At 62.9% G+C, this 16097-nt stretch carries 12 protein-coding genes and 1 tRNA gene; 7 read left to right on the top strand and 6 right to left on the bottom strand.

Going from position 1 to position 16097, the window contains the following annotated elements; genetic code table 11:
* The first annotated feature begins 63 nt into the window (after positions 1-63).
* Complete coding sequence (locus GKC28_RS11480; RefSeq protein WP_065267285.1) at positions 64-333, top strand: usg protein; 270 nt, start codon at positions 64-66, stop codon at positions 331-333.
* Positions 334-965: 632 nt separating this feature from the next.
* Here GKC28_RS11480 and GKC28_RS11475 read toward each other — a convergent pair.
* Together GKC28_RS11475 and GKC28_RS11470 are read right to left on the bottom strand one after the other, a co-directional pair.
* Entirely contained in the window at positions 966-1634 is a 669-nt protein-coding gene (locus tag GKC28_RS11475; protein WP_174147024.1) for a caspase family protein, read from the bottom strand.
* A gap of 135 nt (positions 1635-1769) precedes the next feature.
* Positions 1770-2723, bottom strand: a complete 954-nt coding sequence (locus GKC28_RS11470; protein WP_174147023.1) for a radical SAM protein — start codon at positions 2721-2723, stop codon at positions 1770-1772.
* A 139-nt stretch (positions 2724-2862) separates the two neighbouring features.
* Between GKC28_RS11470 and zwf the strand changes: the two genes are divergently transcribed.
* Genes zwf through pgi form a run of 3 tightly spaced genes read left to right on the top strand, consistent with a single transcriptional unit; the run spans position 2863 to position 6631 of the window.
* On the top strand, positions 2863-4338 hold the full coding sequence (zwf, locus tag GKC28_RS11465; protein ID WP_174147022.1) for a glucose-6-phosphate dehydrogenase: 1476 nt from the start codon (positions 2863-2865) through the stop codon (positions 4336-4338).
* Positions 4335-5006: a 6-phosphogluconolactonase gene (gene pgl / locus GKC28_RS11460; protein WP_174147021.1), complete on the top strand. Its 672-nt coding sequence runs from the start codon at positions 4335-4337 to the stop codon at positions 5004-5006. The genes zwf and pgl overlap by 4 nt, the downstream gene beginning before the upstream one ends.
* 17 nt (positions 5007-5023) lie before the next feature.
* Positions 5024-6631: a glucose-6-phosphate isomerase gene (gene pgi, locus GKC28_RS11455; RefSeq protein ID WP_174147020.1), complete on the top strand. Its 1608-nt coding sequence runs from the start codon at positions 5024-5026 to the stop codon at positions 6629-6631.
* 45 nt (positions 6632-6676) lie between these two features.
* Here the strand turns inward: pgi and GKC28_RS11450 are convergent, their stop codons facing one another.
* The 4 genes from GKC28_RS11450 to GKC28_RS11435 all read right to left on the bottom strand — a co-directional run bounded on the left by GKC28_RS11450 (position 6677) and on the right by GKC28_RS11435 (position 10811).
* Positions 6677-7159 (bottom strand): hypothetical protein, encoded by a 483-nt coding sequence (locus GKC28_RS11450; protein WP_174147019.1) that lies wholly within the window; start codon positions 7157-7159, stop codon positions 6677-6679.
* 144 nt (positions 7160-7303) lie between these two features.
* Positions 7304-7377 (bottom strand) — tRNA-Gly (locus GKC28_RS11445).
* Between the two features lie 73 nt (positions 7378-7450).
* On the bottom strand, positions 7451-9499 hold the full coding sequence (locus tag GKC28_RS11440; protein WP_174147018.1) for an ASKHA domain-containing protein: 2049 nt from the start codon (positions 9497-9499) through the stop codon (positions 7451-7453).
* 145 nt (positions 9500-9644) lie between these two features.
* Entirely contained in the window at positions 9645-10811 is a 1167-nt protein-coding gene (locus tag GKC28_RS11435; protein WP_174147017.1) for a CaiB/BaiF CoA-transferase family protein, read from the bottom strand.
* Between the two features lie 186 nt (positions 10812-10997).
* On the opposite strand from GKC28_RS11435, the gene guaB reads away from it, so the two are divergent.
* The 3 genes from guaB to GKC28_RS11420 all read left to right on the top strand — a co-directional run bounded on the left by guaB (position 10998) and on the right by GKC28_RS11420 (position 16065).
* A complete protein-coding gene (gene guaB, locus GKC28_RS11430; protein ID WP_174147016.1) occupies positions 10998-12446 on the top strand; it encodes an IMP dehydrogenase in 1449 nt (482 codons plus the stop codon).
* Between the two features lie 36 nt (positions 12447-12482).
* On the top strand, positions 12483-13658 hold the full coding sequence (locus GKC28_RS11425; protein ID WP_174147015.1) for an RsmB/NOP family class I SAM-dependent RNA methyltransferase: 1176 nt from the start codon (positions 12483-12485) through the stop codon (positions 13656-13658).
* Between the two features lie 91 nt (positions 13659-13749).
* Positions 13750-16065, top strand: coding sequence for an ATP-binding protein (locus GKC28_RS11420; protein ID WP_174147014.1), 2316 nt, complete (start codon positions 13750-13752; stop codon positions 16063-16065).
* Positions 16066-16097: the final 32 nt, after the last annotated feature.

The following is a 16097-nucleotide window of genomic DNA, read 5'->3' as shown; positions in this document are numbered from 1 at the left end:
TTGAGGAAATTAACCAATTGCACCCTAGCATCAAACAGAGGGGGTAAGAATTGGAGGCTAGAGATGGAGACCAGCGAAACCGAGCTGATGCTCAAGGGATACGGGCTGACCACGGCAGAATTCACCTATCACATGCCGGATCATATCCATGTTTTGAACACCTTTGTCTGGCAGCAGTACGACCTTGCGCCGGATCACCCGCGGCTGTTTGAGTTCATTGAATTCTGGCAGCGCGAGATCGAGGGGCCGCTGCATTCGGTGCGTTTCAATCATCGCAAGATGATCGGCCCGGGCGAATGGCGCAATGTGGTTGGAGAGTTCCAGATCCACTGACCAGATCCACTGAACCGGATCAGAGCCAGGCATTGACCGCGCAGCCGGTGGAGCCGCTGGCGGTGAAACTGCGCCCGTCCGCAGCCAGGCGGCCGCGCCAGGTGACGTTGATACCGGGAAAGTAATCCGTGCCGCTGATCTGCTAGCCGTTCAGGTAAACCTCGGTATTGGCATTCTGGCCCAGGGAGTCGCTGAGCCGCCCATGGTATTTGTTGCCGCCTGCATGGGTGTAATGGACGTTCCCCGTAACCTTGACCACCAGAGTGCAGGTGGCCTTGAACTTCCAGGCGCCCGCCAGCGGCGTAGAGGATGCAGACGCTGCCGGTGTAGGGGCAGAGGCAGGTTTGGGCGCAGTTTTGCAGATTTCCCCGATTTCTGCCGCAGTTCCTCCAGTGCGTGGGCGGTGCCAAGATCATCGGCTCCGAGGTTGCTGTCCGCAGCCGCAAGATAGGCCGCAAAGGCGCTGCGGGTGCGCGGGCCGGCAATCCCGTCCGGGCGGCCGGCCCGGCAGCCGATTTCGTTCAGCGCCGCCTGTGTTTCCCGCATCACTGCCTTGGAATCCGGGATGACGGGAATGTCAGGGGGTTCCGGCGTTTGTTAGGCAGCTGCTTCCGGCAGGGGCTGTGCGGTCTTCAGGCCTTGCCGCAATTGCAGGGCACCCGTGTACGTGTATTCGTCCTTGCGGCCCGTATAGCGTTCCAGAAAGCTGTCGAGGGCCTGCGGGGTGCCAATAGAGCGGGCGACCTCAAAATCTGCCTGCATTGAACCTGCGGCTGCGAGCGCAGGTTCAGCCGGTCCAGCGCCAGCTGGCCTGCGCCGGCGGAGAAGATCACGAACGTGCCTTGCGGGGCTGCAATCCGGCCCAAGCCGCGGGTGGTGCCGATGCTGCGGCCCTTGACCAGTTCGAACGGGTTGTTGCGGCAGGCGTCGATGATCACCACGGCGGAGCGCGCACCGGTCTTGCTGACCCGGTCCAGCAGGTCGGAAAGGGCGATGGATTCTGATTTCACAAAATCGCTGCCGCCGGCGCTGGGAGCAGCAATATCCGTGGGCAGCAAGTAGTTTTCGCCGTCGATCTCCACTCCGTGGCCGGCAAAGAAGACAAGGGCCGCATCGCCGGGCTCCAGCCGGGCGGTGAACTCAGAAATTTTCTTGTTCAGCCCGCGCCGGTCCTGGTCCAGTGCTGTGGTGACGGTGAAGCCCAGCTCATTCAGTTTTATTCCAATGGATTGCGCATCCGCGCGGGCTTTGGACAGAACGGGGACATCGGAATAGCTGTTGTTGCCGATGACCAGAGCCATCCGGTTCTGCGCAGATGCAGAGAAGGGAAGGAGACAAAGAAGCAGAGCAAACAGGACACGCATGACACAACACCCGGCAAAGAATATGGCTTATGGTGCCGCCCTGCCGCGGTCAGGTCAAAGCGTGTGGCGGTTTCAGGCGGAACAGCTGGCGCCGCCGAGGACGCAGAATTTGGCGCAATGCGGGTGGTTCAGCTGCACAGGGCGCTCGGCCTCAGCCAGGGTCGCACCCAATTCGAATTCCGGCGAATAGGGCAGCAGGGTGCAGGCCAGCACGACGGGGCTGTCCGCGCCCTTGCGTTTGACCACCATGCGGGAGGAGGCGCACATCACGCTGTCCGGGGACTTGTTCAGGATGCCCCAGCAAGTGGTTGTGATTTCAGGCACTTCTACACTTTCGTCCATCTCCGGGAACAGCACGGTCTGGCCCGGGTTTTGCGCGTCGATGGCAAAGCCGTGTCCGGCAAACAGCTCGGCATAGCCGGCCCGGGCCTCAGCTTCGCTCTCCCCCCAGACGGTGCGGCCTGCAACGGCCATGCGGAAGCCGATATCGCGCAGCCACTCCATGCCTTCGATGGTTTTCGCAAAACTGCCCGCGCCGCGTTCCTTGTCGTGCAGCTCGGCGCTGTGGTGGTCGATCGATATTCGCAGGGTCAGCTTGTCCCCGAACTCCTGCCGCAGGGCCAGCAAGCCTGTCTTTACCGTCTTGCGCATCATCGGGCGCATGGCGTTGGTGAGGATCAGCACTTCGAAACCCCGTTCCAGCGCGGCGCGGGCCATCGGGATCATCTCCGGGTTCATGAACGGCTCGCCGCCGGTAAAGCCGATTTCCCGGATCGGCCAATTGAGCTCCGCAATCTGTTCGAGATAAGCCTGCACGTCAGCTTCGGCCAGATAGACCAGAGCGTCATTCGTCGGGGAACTGAGGATGTAACAGTTACCGCATTCGATGTTGCACAGGGTGCCGGTATTAAACCAAAGGGTTTCGGGGTGGCTGAGCGGCACCGAGGCGCGCTGCTGACCGTCTGCTGTTGCAAAGGCGTCTTGGAACTTGCCTAGGTTCGCGGCAGATTTTTGCAGGTCTTTCATGCGGATGTCCTCTGGGGCAGTTCCTTTCGCGGCAAGCTACCTTATACTGGGCGGGAAATGAAAGCAGCCGGGCAGGCACATGACAGGGATGTGAGCGGCAGTGTGCCGCGCCCGCACCGGCGCAGACAGGAAGAATAACATGGTTTCGCGTGTGATACCGGTCGACCCGTTTGACCTGGTGATTTTCGGCGGCACTGGCGATCTGGCGCAGCGCAAGATTCTGCCGGCGCTGTTCCGCCGCCATTGCGCTGGCCAATTGACTGGTGAAGAGCGGATCATCGGTGCCGCACGCACCGGCCTGTCTAGTGAGGAATACCGCACCGTCGTGGCGGAAGCCCTGCGGGCGCACGCGGGCCCGAAGGCCTGCGGCGGCGGCGCGCTGGAGGCGTTTCTGGAGCGGGTGAGCTATGTGGCGCTGGATGCCTTGGGCGAGGACGGCTGGCCGGAGCTGAGCCGGCAGTTGCGCCCGGCGGCGGATGTGCCGGTCCGCGTGTTCTATTTCTCGGTCGGACCCGGCCTGTTCGGGCCGCTGGCGGAGCACCTGCACCGGCACGGCCTGGCCAATGCGGATACGCGGATCGTGGTGGAGAAACCCTTTGGACACAATCTGGAGACTGCTCGGGAGCTGAACCGGACACTGGCCAGCCATTTCGACGAAGGCCAGATCTACCGCATCGACCATTACCTGGGCAAGGAGACGGTGCAGAACCTGATGGCGGTCCGGTTCGGCAACATGCTGTTTGAGCCGTTGTGGAACAGTCAGTATGTCGATCACATCCAGATCACCGTGGCAGAAACTGTCGGTGTGGAGGGGCGCGAGGAGTATTACGAGCGCGCCGGTGCGATGCGCGACATGATGCAGAACCACCTGATGCAGCTGCTGTGCCTGATTGCGATGGAGCCGCCGGCCAAGTTCGACCCGGATGCGGTGCGCGACGAGAAGCTGAAGGTGATCCGCGCGCTGGACCCGGTGGAGCCGCATCACATCGTGCGCGGCCAGTACCAGGCCAATCTGGACCCGGAAGCGCCGCATCCGTCCTACCGCGGGCTGGTCGGCAACCCGCGCAGCACAACTGAGAGCTATGTGGCCCTGAAGGCCCATATCAGCAACTGGCGTTGGGCAGGCACGCCTTTCTACCTTCGCACCGGCAAACGGCTGGTGAACCGCTCCTCCGTGATCAACGTGATGTTCAAGGATGCGCCGCATTCCATTTTCGGGGCGGAGGCTGGACGCCACGCCAACCATCTGAAGATCCGGCTTCAACCCAATGAGGGCATCACCCTCAGTGTAACGATCAAGGAACCGGGGCAGGGCGGGATGCGGCTGATCGACGTGCCGCTGGACATGAGTTTTGCCGAGGCCTTGGGACCGGAGGGCGGCGATCCGCCGGATGCCTATGAGCGGCTGATCATGGATGTTGTCCGCGGCAACCAGACGTTGTTTATGAGGGGGGATGAGGTCGAAGCGGCCTGGGCCTGGACCGATCCGATAATTGAGGGCTGGAAATCTCGGGGCGATGTGCCTAAACCCTACGTTAGCGGTACCACCGGTCCGGAGGATGCCGATTTGCTGATGCGCCGTGACGGGCGTGAATGGAGGGGGATCAACCCATGAAATTCAACGAATACCCTGATCAGGACATGCTGGCGATCGAAGTCGCGAATGAGATCGCCGGGGATCTGAAAACCCATCTGCTGCATCAGGACACGGTCTCCTTTGCGGTTGCGGGCGGCATCACGCCCGGGCTGATCTTTGACGATCTCTGCGCCGCGGACATTGAATGGGACCGGGTGCATGTCATGGCAACGGATGAGCGCTGGGTGCCGCAGGAGCATGCCCGCTCCAACGCGGCCATGATCCGCAAGCGGCTGCTGCAGAACCGGGCCGCAGGCGCGCAGTTCCTGCCGTTCCATGTGCCGGAGCGCGAGCCGGAGGAAGTGCTGGCAGAGCTTGAAAGCCAGGTGGTGCCGGAATTGCCGTTGTCTGTGCTGCTGCTTGGCATGGGCGAGGATATGCATACAGCCTCGCTGTTCCCTGGTGCGGCAGGGATCGAGGACGCGCTGGCTGCAGACGCGCCGCCGCTGGCGGTGATGCGGCCTGACAGCCAGCCGGAGGCCCGGATCAGCCTGACAGCAAGGGTGCTGGACGCGGCGATTGCCAAGCATCTTGTGATCTTCGGCGATGCTAAGCGAAAGGCGCTGGAAAAGGCGATGACGCTGCCGCCGGAAGAGGCGCCAATTCAAGCAGTTCTGTCCGAGGTGTCCGTCCATTGGGCGCCTTGAATACTGGAAAGGTAGACATGTTCTCGGAACTGAAAACGCTGCATTCCGATGTTTGCAGCGAAAACATCGTTGATTTGTTTGATAAAGATCCAACCCGCGCCGCGGCGTTCAGTATCAGAAGCGGGGATCTGCTGTTCGACTACTCAAAGACCCGTATCACGCCTGTAGTGCGGGCCGCACTGACGGGCTTGTGCGCCGAACGGGGGGTTGCCAGTAAGCGAGAGGCAATGTTCCGGGGCGAGCGGATCAACGAAACCGAGCAGCGCGCGGTCCTGCACACAGCGTTGCGGGACCCGGATGGGCCGGAGCTGCTGGTTGATGGTGAGGACATCCGCGCACCGCTTCGCCAAACCCTTGAGCGGATGGAGAAATTGGCCGCTCGTGTCCGCTCCGGTGCGATGCAGGGACCTGGCGGCGCCTTTACCGATGTGGTCAATATCGGCATCGGCGGTTCCGACCTGGGTCCGGTGATGGCAACCTTGGCTTTGGCGCCCTATCACGACGGGCCGCGCTGCCATTTCGCGTCCAACGTGGATGGCGCGCATATCTACGACATCCTGCAGCGGCTTGATCCCGCGACAACTTTGGTGATTGTAGCCTCCAAGACCTTCACCACCATTGAAACGATGACCAACGCCGAGACAGCACGGGGTTGGGTTGTGGCGGGCGGCGGCGATCCGGCGAAGCAGTTCCTTGCCCTGTCGACCTCTGAGGAGGAGACGGCAGCATTCGGAATTCCGCGCAATCAAGTGTTCGGTTTTGAGGACTGGGTCGGCGGCCGTTATTCCGTTTGGGGGCCGATCGGGCTCAGCCTGATGCTGGCTGTGGGGCCGGAGAACTTTCGCGCCTTCTTGGCGGGCGGCAAGTCGATGGATGACCATTTTTGCGGAACCCCGTGGGAGCATAACATGCCGGTGATGCTGGCGCTCACCGGCATCTGGCACAATCAGGTCTGCGGCTATCCGACCCGCGCTGTGCTGCCCTATGATCAGCGGCTGCGGCGGCTGCCGGCCTATCTGCAACAGCTGGAGATGGAGTCGAACGGCAAGTCGGTGGCGATGGATGGATCCCCTTTGCCGTTTCCGTCCGGCCCGGTGGTTTGGGGGGAGCCCGGGACCAATGGCCAGCATGCGTTCTACCAGCTGCTGCATCAGGGCACTTCGGTCATTCCGGCCGAGTTCCTTGTGGCGGCGCAGGGCCATGAACCGGAGCTGGCGCATCATCACAAGCTGCTGGTGGCGAACTGTCTGGCCCAGTCCGAGGCGCTGATGCGCGGCCGCAGTCTGGAGGAAGCCTGCGTGCTGATGCGGGCCAGGGGGTATGAGGGCGCCGAACTGGAGCGTCAGGCGCGGCACCGGGTGTTCCCGGGAAACCGCCCATCCACTACGCTGATTTACCACCAGCTGACACCGTATGTGCTGGGCCAGATCATTGCGCTTTACGAACACCGGGTGTTTGTCGAGGGCGTGATCCTTGGGATCAACTCCTTTGACCAATGGGGCGTGGAGCTGGGCAAGGAACTGGCCAATACGCTGGCGCCGCTGCTGGACGGTGAGAAAAGCGCAGAGAGCAAGGATGCCTCGACCCGCGCCTTGCTGGATTTTGTCCGCGGGGCCGGTGACTGACCGCGCTTGCGGAAACGGCGGGGCGGGACCGCCCCGCGGCCTTGATCAGGGCAGCGTGACGCTGCTGGTGATTGTGTTGACGAAGTTTCCGCTTGCCGGATCCGTCAGCGACGAGAACGTGCCGCCGCCTTCCGCTCCGGCCCAGGGACCCGTGCCGCCGCTCAGCTTCCAACTGCCGGTCAGGGCACCGGAGGCATCCATGCCCTCCGCGTGCCAATGCAACACAACCTTGTCGCCGGCCTTGTCGGTGAAGGCGCAAATGCCGCCGCCTGTCACCCCGGACGGTGCGGCCTCAACCGCGCCAAAACATGGCCCGGCGGCACCGTTCATCGGGTGTCCGGCGTCTTCCATCTCGACATTCTCGTAGGAGCTGCTGGTTTGGATCACCATGTGGCCGTCGGCAATTTCCATGGGAGTGTTACTGGCGATGCCGGTTCCGGTGCCGCCCTGTTCCCAGGTTGTGCCTGCTGTTGCGGTCCCGGCGCTGAAGGCGCACAGGAGTGCGGCGGCGAAATAGTGACGTGTCATACTGATACCCTCCCAAACTAACAGCCCGGACAAAGCGGGCGTGCCGGGCCAGTTTATCACAAACAGGCGGCTGATGCTTGATCCGAGCGGTCAACCGGTTTCGCAGTGAATGTGTGCGGCAAGTGTTTGATAAATATGGGAGGCTGGAGCGGGTAGCGGGAATCGAACCCGCGCCTTAAGCTTGGGAAGCTCGCATGATACCATTTCACCATACCCGCTTGTGAGGGCAGGATTATGCCGCGGCGGCGCCAAGGTCAAGGGCGCCGCCGCGAAATTCTTGCCGGTTCCGGCTTAACCGCGCCGCCGCCGGCGGCGGCCGCCGCCAGCGCCGTCGCCGTCACCCCCGCCGGTGTTGAAATTCACCTGAGGCAGGGTCACCACGGTTTCCAGGATCGGGAAAGGCTCGGCCGAGTTGGGGATCGCCGACGCATTCACGAAATGCTCCTGGAAGCGGGGCTCGACGGCGGTCTCGATCTTCTCGATCCGGCGCACGGTTTCCTCGATCTCGCCGCGCGCTTCGGTGTTCAGGAGCGCAATGCGGGCACCAGTGCCTGCGGCGTTGCCTGCCGAGGTGACCTTGTCCAGCACGCAGTCGGGGATCATGCCCAGAACCATTGCGTGCTTGGCGGAGATATGGGCGCCGAAGGCACCGGCCAGCACCACGCGGTCGACCTTGTCGACACCGAACTTGTCCATCAGCAGACGGGCGCCGGAGTAGAGCGCGGCCTTGGCCATCTGGATGGCGCGGATGTCCGGGTTGGTGACGGTAATGGTGGGGCCGCCTTCGGCAGAGCCGTCCCAGAGCATATAGGCGTTGGTGCGCCCGTCCGCGATGCAGCGGGCGGAGCCGGTCTGCTCGGCGGAGCCGATGAGGCCCGAAGCGTCCAGAACACCCGCCAGACGCATCTCGGCAATCGCCTCGATGATGCCGGAGCCGCAGATGCCGGTGATGCCCGTGGTGGCGATGGATTCGGCAAAACCGTCCTCGTCCGACCAGATTTCGGAGCCGATCACCCGGAAGCGAGGTTCCTTTGTTTCAGGGTTGATCTCCACGCGCTCAATAGCGCCCGGGGCGGCGCGCTGGCCGCTGGAGATCTGCGCGCCCTCAAATGCGGGGCCGGTGGGGGAGGAACAGGCGAGGACCTTTTCCTTGTTGCCCAGCAGGATTTCCGCGTTGGTGCCGACGTCCACGACCAGCACCAGGTCTTCGGATTTGTCCGGAGCTTCCGACAGTGCAACCGCGGCGGCATCGGCACCGACGTGTCCGGCGATACAAGGCAGCAGGTAGACGCGGGCTGCGGGGTGGATGTTCAGATCCAACTCATTCGCCCGCAGCGCCAGCGCGTTGGAAGTCGCCAGCGCAAACGGCGCCTGGCCCAGTTCGAACGGGTCGATCCCGAGGAACAGGTGGTGCATCACCGGGTTGCAGACAAAAACCGCATCGACGATCAGCGCCTTGTCGATCTCCGCCTCAGCCGCGATCTGGGTGAACAGCGCGTTCATGCCCTCGCGCACCGCGCGGGTCATTTCCTGGTCGCCGCCCTTGTTCATCATCGAATAGGAAACCCGGCTCATCAGGTCTTCGCCAAAGCGGATCTGCGGGTTCATGATCCCCGAAGAGGCCACGACCTCACCGGTCTGTAGATCGCACAGGTGCGCGGCGATGGTGGTGGAGCCGAGGTCGACCGCCAGGCCGTAGATCGAGCCCTCATAGAAGCCGGGCCAGATGTGCATAATCTTGGGCGGGTGGTTCGCATCGCCCAAGTGAACCGCGACGGTGACTTTCCAGCCGCCCTTTCGCAGCGCAGGCTGCAGCACATTCAGGATATGGAGGTCGGTTTTGACACCCTTCAGGTTCCACTGGGCGTCCAGTGCCTCGATCAGCCGCTCCATGTCGCCGGTCGGCTTGTGCATGTCGGGCTCTTCCACTTCGACGTAATAGAGCCGGGTGGACGGGTTCATAGTAATGTCGCGGGCCTCTGCGCGCTTGCGTACCACCTGGCGGTGGACCTGGCTCTCCGGCGGCACGTCGATCACGATGTCGCCCTGTACAGTGGCCTGGCAGCCCAGGCGGCGGCCGTCGATCAGGCCGCGCTTGTCCTTGTAGCGCTGCTCAACCTTGTTCCACTCGCTCAGCGCACCCTCCTGCACGGTCACGCCGTGCTTGGGGAATTCGCCGTAGGAGGGGGTGATCTGGCATTTCGAGCAGATCCCGCGTCCGCCGCAGACCGAGTCGAGATCGACCCCAAGCTGCCGGGCAGCTGTCAGGATCGGCGTGCCCACGGGGAAACGCCCGCGCTTGCCGGAGGGGGTAAACACAACGAGGGGTTCGTCAGTCATGCCTGTGGCCTTCTCATTCCGCAATTTAGGCGGAGCATATGGGCTTTTGCGGCAAGCGAAAGGCAATGGGCGGCATTTTCCCGTCTGCTGACGCCATTTTTGACGAATTGATGAGTTTCAAATGCGTTTTCCGGGGAACTTTCAGTCAACCTTCCGCTTGTCCTTCAACTTCTTCAAGCCACGCCAGAATCTCTGCCCGGTTGCCATCAAGCCGCGGGGCAGGGCGGCGCGTGGCCGGGTCGGTCAGGCCGGACATCTTGATCGGGTTGCCGGCGGACATATTTTCCGGGCGGCCGTCTTCATCCAGCACATCAACAACCATGTTGCGGGCCAGGATCTGCGGATCCCGCAGTACCTGATCCACGGTCTGGATCGGGCCAGTGGGAACGCCGGCCTCGCTCAGCAGGGCGATCCAGTAGGCTTTGGGCTGATCCAGTGTAACCGCTTCGATCAAACGTTTCAGGAGGCGGGCGTTTTCGCAGCGCGCCGGGTTGGTGGCAAAACGCGGGTCTACGGCCAGCGGCAGTTGCAGGGCTTCGCAGAGCTGGGCAAACAGCGCGTCATTTCCGGCCGCGATCACGAACAGCCCGTCCGCAGCGTGGAAAGTGTCAAACGGGGTGATCGACGGATGCCGCGCACCGGAGGGCTGGGGGGCTTCGCCGGTGACGGAGGTGATGGCGATGGCGTGTTCGAGCAGGGCCAGCTGGCTGTCCAGCATGGCAACGTCGATGAAGCGCCCCTGGCCTGTTTTCTGCACCTCCAGGAGTGCGGCGAGAATGCCGTGGCCAAGGAACATCCCCGCAACGATGTCGCCTATGGAGGCGCCGACCCGCACCGGTTCGCGGTTCTTTTCGCCGGTGATCGACATGACGCCGCCGCGCGCCTGAACCACCATGTCATAGGCCGGTTTCAGGGTGTCGGGGCCGGTGTGGCCAAAGCCCGAGACCGCGCCGTAGATCAGCCGCGGGAACCGAGCGTGCAGGTTTTCCCAGTCGTAGCCAAGCCGCTGCATCACGCCGGGCCGGTAGTTTTCCAGGAGCACGTCTGCCTGGCCCAGAAGGCGTTCGAAGATTTTGCGGTCATCCGGCGCCTTCAGATCCAGCGCGATGCTTTGCTTGCCGTGGTTGATGGTGGCGAAATAGGCGCTGCTGCCGTGTTTGAAGGGCGGGAAGGCGCGGGTGTCGTCGCCGGTCCCGGGCCGTTCCACCTTGATCACCCTGGCGCCAAGGTCTGACAGGATCATGGAACAGTATGGCCCGGCCAAAACATGGGTCAGGTCCAGAATGGTGATGTCGTTCAAAGGGCCGGTCATGGCGAAATCCTGCATCATTTCTGCAAGTTTATTGATAGCTTCCGCCGGGCTGCGCGCTTTGACCCATATCATCTGCGCATCAAAGATTTGCTGCAGTGCAGGAATTCTTGCCCCGGGCCTCTTTCCCCCCGGTGGTTTCTGTGCAATAGGGTCACCGCCAAACGGGGTTATGCATGAGGACGACCAATGCAGATTCGTGAGGCTCTCACCTTTGATGATGTTCTTCTGGTGCCAGGCGCGTCGAGCGTTCTGCCCAACACGGCGGATACGCGCACGCGGGTGACCCAGTCGATCGCCCTCAACATCCCGCTGCTGAGCTCGGCGATGGATACCGTGACCGAGTCACGGATGGCGATTGCGATGGCGCAGGCTGGCGGTATGGGCGTCATTCACAAGAACCTGAATGCTGAAGAGCAGGCCCGTGAAGTGCGCCGGGTCAAGCGGTTCGTCTCCGGCATCGTTTACAACCCCATCACCCTGACCGCGGACCAGACCCTGGCAGACGCTCAGGCGCTGCAGGAGCGCTACCGTGTCACCGGGTTCCCGGTTGTCGATGGATCTGGCCGCGTGGTTGGCATCGTCACCAACCGTGACATGCGCTTTGCCACCGACGCCAGCACCCCGGTGTCGGTGATGATGACCTCGGACAACCTTGCGATGCTGCAGGAGCCCGCCGATCTGGAAGAAGCCAAGTCGCTGATGAAGGCGCGCCGGATTGAGAAGCTTCTGGTTTCCGATAAGGACGGCAAGCTGACCGGTCTTCTGACCCTCAAGGATACTGAGCAGGCGGTTTTGAACCCCACTGCTTGCAAGGATGAACTGGGCCGCCTGCGCGTTGCTGCCGCCAGCTCCGTCGGCGACAGCGGGTATGAGCGGTCCGAGGCGCTGATCGACGCAGGCGTGGACGTTGTGGTGGTGGACACTGCACATGGCCATTCCGCGGGCGTGATCGACGCGGTGAAGCGGATCAAGGCGCAGTACAGCAAAATTCAGGTGATTGCCGGCAACGTCGCCACCGGTGATGCCACCCGTGCGCTGATCGACGCTGGCGCCGATGCGGTCAAGGTTGGTATCGGGCCGGGCTCCATCTGTACCACGCGCATGGTGGCGGGCGTAGGCGTGCCGCAGCTGACCGCGATCATGGATTGCGCCGCCGCGGCTGGCGATGTGCCGGTGATTGCGGACGGCGGCATCAAGTTCTCGGGCGACTTCGCCAAGGCGATTGCGGCCGGCGCCTCCTGCGCCATGGTCGGCTCGATGATTGCCGGCACCGACGAAAGCCCGGGCGAGGTGATCCTTTATCAGGGCCGTTCCTTCAAGTCCTACCGCGGTATGGGGTCAATGGGCGCGATGGCGCGCGGCTCTGCCGACCGCTATTTCCAGAAGGACGCGGCCAGCGACAAGCTGGTGCCGGAAGGGATCGAGGGCCAGGTGCCGTACAAGGGCGGTGCCAGCGCTGTGATCCACCAGCTGGTGGGCGGCCTGCGCGCAGCGATGGGCTATACCGGCTGCGCGACCGTCGATGAGATGCGCAAGAACTGCAACTTTGTCCGCATCACCGGAGCGGGGCTGAAGGAAAGCCACGTCCACGACGTGCAGATCACCCGCGAAGCGCCGAATTACCGGGTGGGCTGACACCATGATGGCCGCAAGTGACACCGGGGCAGGGGCATGACCCCCGCCGCCCGCCTGCAGGCGGCCATTGAAATCCTGGATCAGGTGCTGGCGGGGGAACCTGCCGAAAAGGCGCTGACCTCCTGGGGGCGCCGCAGCCGTTTTGCCGGATCCAAGGACCGGGCCGCGGTGCGCGACCATGTGTTTGGTGCCGTGCGCTGCTTTCGCTCGCATGCGGCTCTTGGAGGTTCCCGCAGCGGCCGCGGTCTGATCTTGGGCGCGCTGCGCGAAGCGGGGCAAGACCCAGATGAGTTCTTTACCGGCCAAGGCCATGCGCCCGCACCGCTGACGGATGCCGAACGGGCGCTGCCGTCCGCGCCCTCAGGGCCGGAGGCGCTGGACATTCCCGATTGGCTCTGGCCGGAGTTCAGCGCCAGCCTTGGTGCTCAGGCAGAGGCCGCAGCGCTGGCCCTACGCAGCCGGGCACCGGTTCATTTGCGGGTGAATACTGCGCGGGCAACTGTGGAACAGGCGCAAAGGGTATTGGCTGCCGAAGACATTGCCGTCGAGCCGCATCCTGCAGCGACAACAGCGCTGGAAGTGACAGACGGTGCGCGGAAGCTGCGCAATGCCAAGCCGTATCAGGATGGTCTGGTGGAGCTTCAGGACGCGGCCAGCCAGGCTGTGACGGACCGGCTGCCGCTGAAGGAAGGTATGACGGTTCTGGACTATTGCGCGGGCGGCGGCGGCAAGACTCTGGCGATGGCGGCCCGGGCCAGTATCCAGTGTTTCGCGCATGACGCCGACCCGCGGCGGATGAAGGATCTGCCGGAGCGAGCGTCGCGCGCCGGGGCGGATGTGACGCTGCTTTCGACGGCGGACCTGGCACGCAGCCGGTCGTTTGATCTGGTTCTCTGTGACGTGCCTTGCTCCGGTTCAGGCTCCTGGCGGCGGGCACCTGAGGGTAAATGGCGTCTGACCGCGGAGGGGCTGGCCGATCTGCAACGCATTCAAGGTGAAATCCTGCGCAAGGCTGCTGATCTGGTCACGCCGGATGGCGTTCTGGTTTATGCGACCTGCTCCATGCTGGACGGAGAAAATAGCGGCCAGGTTCAAAGGTTTAGGGATGAAAGCCCTGAGTGGGCACTGACGGATCAGAACGGCTGGCAGGTGCAGGACGGAACCGACGGGTTCTATGTTGCCGTGTTGACGCGTGTGAAACACGGTTGTTAGGGTTTTGGCTGTAAACCTGTGTGTTTCTTAACGTCGTTTTAACCTAAACCGCCGCGTTATGGCGGCATTCTCTACTGCCCATGGAGCCGTAATGTCCGGTCGCCAAGAAACCTCCGTTCCGGAACTGCGCGTCGACGCACCTGAGCACGCCAGGCTGGCGGCGACTTTGCTGCTGGCCGTGATGCTGATCACGGGGCCTTGGATGCTGCCGGTTCCGGATTGGATGGGCCGCGGCTTTATCATGGTCGGGTTGACGCTGGCGGCCGTAGCGGTGCTGCTGGTGGTGCAGACGCGGATGCGGCTGAATGCGCGGGCGATGGCGGCGGAACTTCTGACCGGGTTCATCGAAAAGGATGCAACTCCCAGCTTCGTAACCGACGGCGATGGAATGATCCATGCTTGCAATGGTGCAGCCGTAAAGCGGTTTGAGGGTGCCAGCCGTGAAACGCTGGCGGGCACGCTGCGGTCGATCCTGGCCAACCCCTCCGCGGTGCTCTACCGGCTGCAGAGCCGCGCCCGGGTCGACGGTGCGGCCCGTGAGGACATCGTCACCCGCCGCGGTCATGTGCGTCTGGCGGTGCATCAAATGAGCGGCGGCAGTTTCCTGTGGCGGGTAGAGGATATCCTGGAGCGCGGCGGCAATGGCCGCGGCGCCGATGCGCTGCCGGTCCCGATGATCACCGTCGGCCGCACAGGAGCGGTGCTGTTTATGAATGAAGCCGCCCGCAGCCTGATCGGCGAGCGGGTGAAGTCCACTGACAGGCTGTTTCCAGCGCTGCCAGTTCTGCCGGGGCAGATCAATACGCTCAGCACCAAAAACGGGCCGGTGCAAGTGCTGGTCAGCGAGCAAAACCGCACCCAAGGCCGCAGCGAACTGTTCCTGATGGAGGTAGACGAAAGCAGTTTTGAATCTGCCAGGGCCGGGTTTGAGTCGCTGCCGGTGCCTTTTCTCAAGGTAGCGCCTTCGGGGGAGATCCTGAGCAGCAACCGGATGGCACTTCGGCTTCTTGGCGTTGACAGTTGCGCCAGCCTGAAACTGGGTCAGCTGATGGAGGGACTGGGCCGCCCGATGTCGGACTGGCTACGCGACACCGCGGATGGACTGGCCCCCAACAAATCGGAATTCCTGCGGCTGTCGCGCTCTGACAAGGAGGTCTTTGTTCAGGTCACGCTGACCCGCGTGGTAGAGGACGGGACGCCGCTGCTGATTGCCGTTCTGAACGATGCAACAGAGCTGAAGACGCTGGAGGCGCAATTTGTCCAAAGCCAGAAAATGCAGGCGATCGGCCAGTTGGCAGGCGGTGTTGCGCATGACTTCAACAACCTGCTGACGGCGATTTCCGGCCATTGCGACCTGCTGCTCTTGCGCCACGACCAGGGCGATCAGGATTACGGCGATCTGATCCAGATCCACGAAAACGCCAACCGGGCGGCCTCGCTGGTGAGCCAGCTGCTGGCCTTCTCGCGAAAGCAGACCCTGCAGCCGGAAACTCTTGATGTGCGGGATACTCTGTCTGACCTGACCCACCTGCTGAACCGCCTGGTGGGGGAAAAGGTCACCCTGACGCTCAGCCATGATCCGGTGATGAAATCGATCCGTGCCGACAAGCGGCAGCTGGAGCAGGTGCTGATGAACCTGGTGGTGAACGCCCGCGATGCGATGCCGCAAGGCGGTGAGATCCGTGTCGAGACCGAAGTCATCTCGCTTGATAAACCGCTGGAGCGGAACCGTGCCACGGTACCAGCGGGCGACTGGGTGACTGTGAAGGTCTCTGACGAGGGAGTGGGGATAGCACCGGACAAGCTGCAAAAGGTGTTTGAGCCGTTCTACACCACCAAGCGCACGGGTGAGGGGACCGGCCTGGGACTCTCCACAGCCTATGGCATCATCAAGCAGACCGGCGGCTACATCTTTGTCGATTCGGTAAAGGGGCATGGGACGCAATTCACCCTGTTCTTCCCGGTCTACAAGCAGCAGGCTGAGCAGATGGCCGCTGAGAAACCGGAAGCGGCAGCGGACAAGGCTGCAGCTGCGCAGCATGGCGAAGGGGTGGTGCTGCTGGTTGAGGACGAAGCACCGGTGCGTGCCTTTGCGTCCCGAGCGCTCAGGATGCGCGGTTACACGGTGCTGGAGGCCGAATCCGCCGAGGATGCGCTGCGCACACTGGAAGACCCGGGCCTGACGGTGGACGTGTTTGTAACCGACGTGGTGATGCCTGGCATGGATGGCCCCAGCTGGGTTCGTGAGGCGCTGAAAGAACGCCCGGATACCCGCGTTGTGTTCGTATCCGGCTATGCCGAGGGCGCCTTTGGCGAGGCAGAACCGGATGTGCCGAACTCTGTCTTCCTTCCAAAACCCTTCTCCCTCAACCAATTGACCGAGACGGTGCACGCGCAACTACATTGACCGGGTGAACCGCCGTTATCGGCGGTTCGTTT

It is taken from the genome of Leisingera sp. ANG59, from assembly GCF_013317235.1.
Classification (GTDB): Bacteria; Pseudomonadota; Alphaproteobacteria; order Rhodobacterales; family Rhodobacteraceae; genus Leisingera.
Note: the sequence above shows the minus strand (reverse complement) of the source record. Positions and strands in the feature narration are given on the sequence as shown.

What these genes read in the sequence shown, in the direction of transcription:
- pgl (WP_174147021.1), top strand. Translation starts at nt 4,335, where the DNA reads ATGAAATTCAACGAATACCCTGATCAGGACATGCTGGCGATCGAAGTC.
- GKC28_RS11435 (WP_174147017.1), bottom strand. Translation starts at nt 10,811, where the DNA reads ATGACCGGCCCTTTGAACGACATCACCATTCTGGACCTGACCCATGTT.
- GKC28_RS11450 (WP_174147019.1), bottom strand. Translation starts at nt 7,159, where the DNA reads ATGACACGTCACTATTTCGCCGCCGCACTCCTGTGCGCCTTCAGCGCC.
- GKC28_RS11425 (WP_174147015.1), top strand. Translation starts at nt 12,483, where the DNA reads ATGACCCCCGCCGCCCGCCTGCAGGCGGCCATTGAAATCCTGGATCAG.
- GKC28_RS11440 (WP_174147018.1), bottom strand. Translation starts at nt 9,499, where the DNA reads ATGACTGACGAACCCCTCGTTGTGTTTACCCCCTCCGGCAAGCGCGGG.
- GKC28_RS11475 (WP_174147024.1), bottom strand. Translation starts at nt 1,634, where the DNA reads ATGGCTCTGGTCATCGGCAACAACAGCTATTCCGATGTCCCCGTTCTG.
- zwf (WP_174147022.1), top strand. Translation starts at nt 2,863, where the DNA reads ATGGTTTCGCGTGTGATACCGGTCGACCCGTTTGACCTGGTGATTTTC.
- guaB (WP_174147016.1), top strand. Translation starts at nt 10,998, where the DNA reads ATGCAGATTCGTGAGGCTCTCACCTTTGATGATGTTCTTCTGGTGCCA.
- GKC28_RS11470 (WP_174147023.1), bottom strand. Translation starts at nt 2,723, where the DNA reads ATGAAAGACCTGCAAAAATCTGCCGCGAACCTAGGCAAGTTCCAAGAC.
- GKC28_RS11480 (WP_065267285.1), top strand. Translation starts at nt 64, where the DNA reads ATGGAGACCAGCGAAACCGAGCTGATGCTCAAGGGATACGGGCTGACC.
- pgi (WP_174147020.1), top strand. Translation starts at nt 5,024, where the DNA reads ATGTTCTCGGAACTGAAAACGCTGCATTCCGATGTTTGCAGCGAAAAC.
- GKC28_RS11420 (WP_174147014.1), top strand. Translation starts at nt 13,750, where the DNA reads ATGTCCGGTCGCCAAGAAACCTCCGTTCCGGAACTGCGCGTCGACGCA.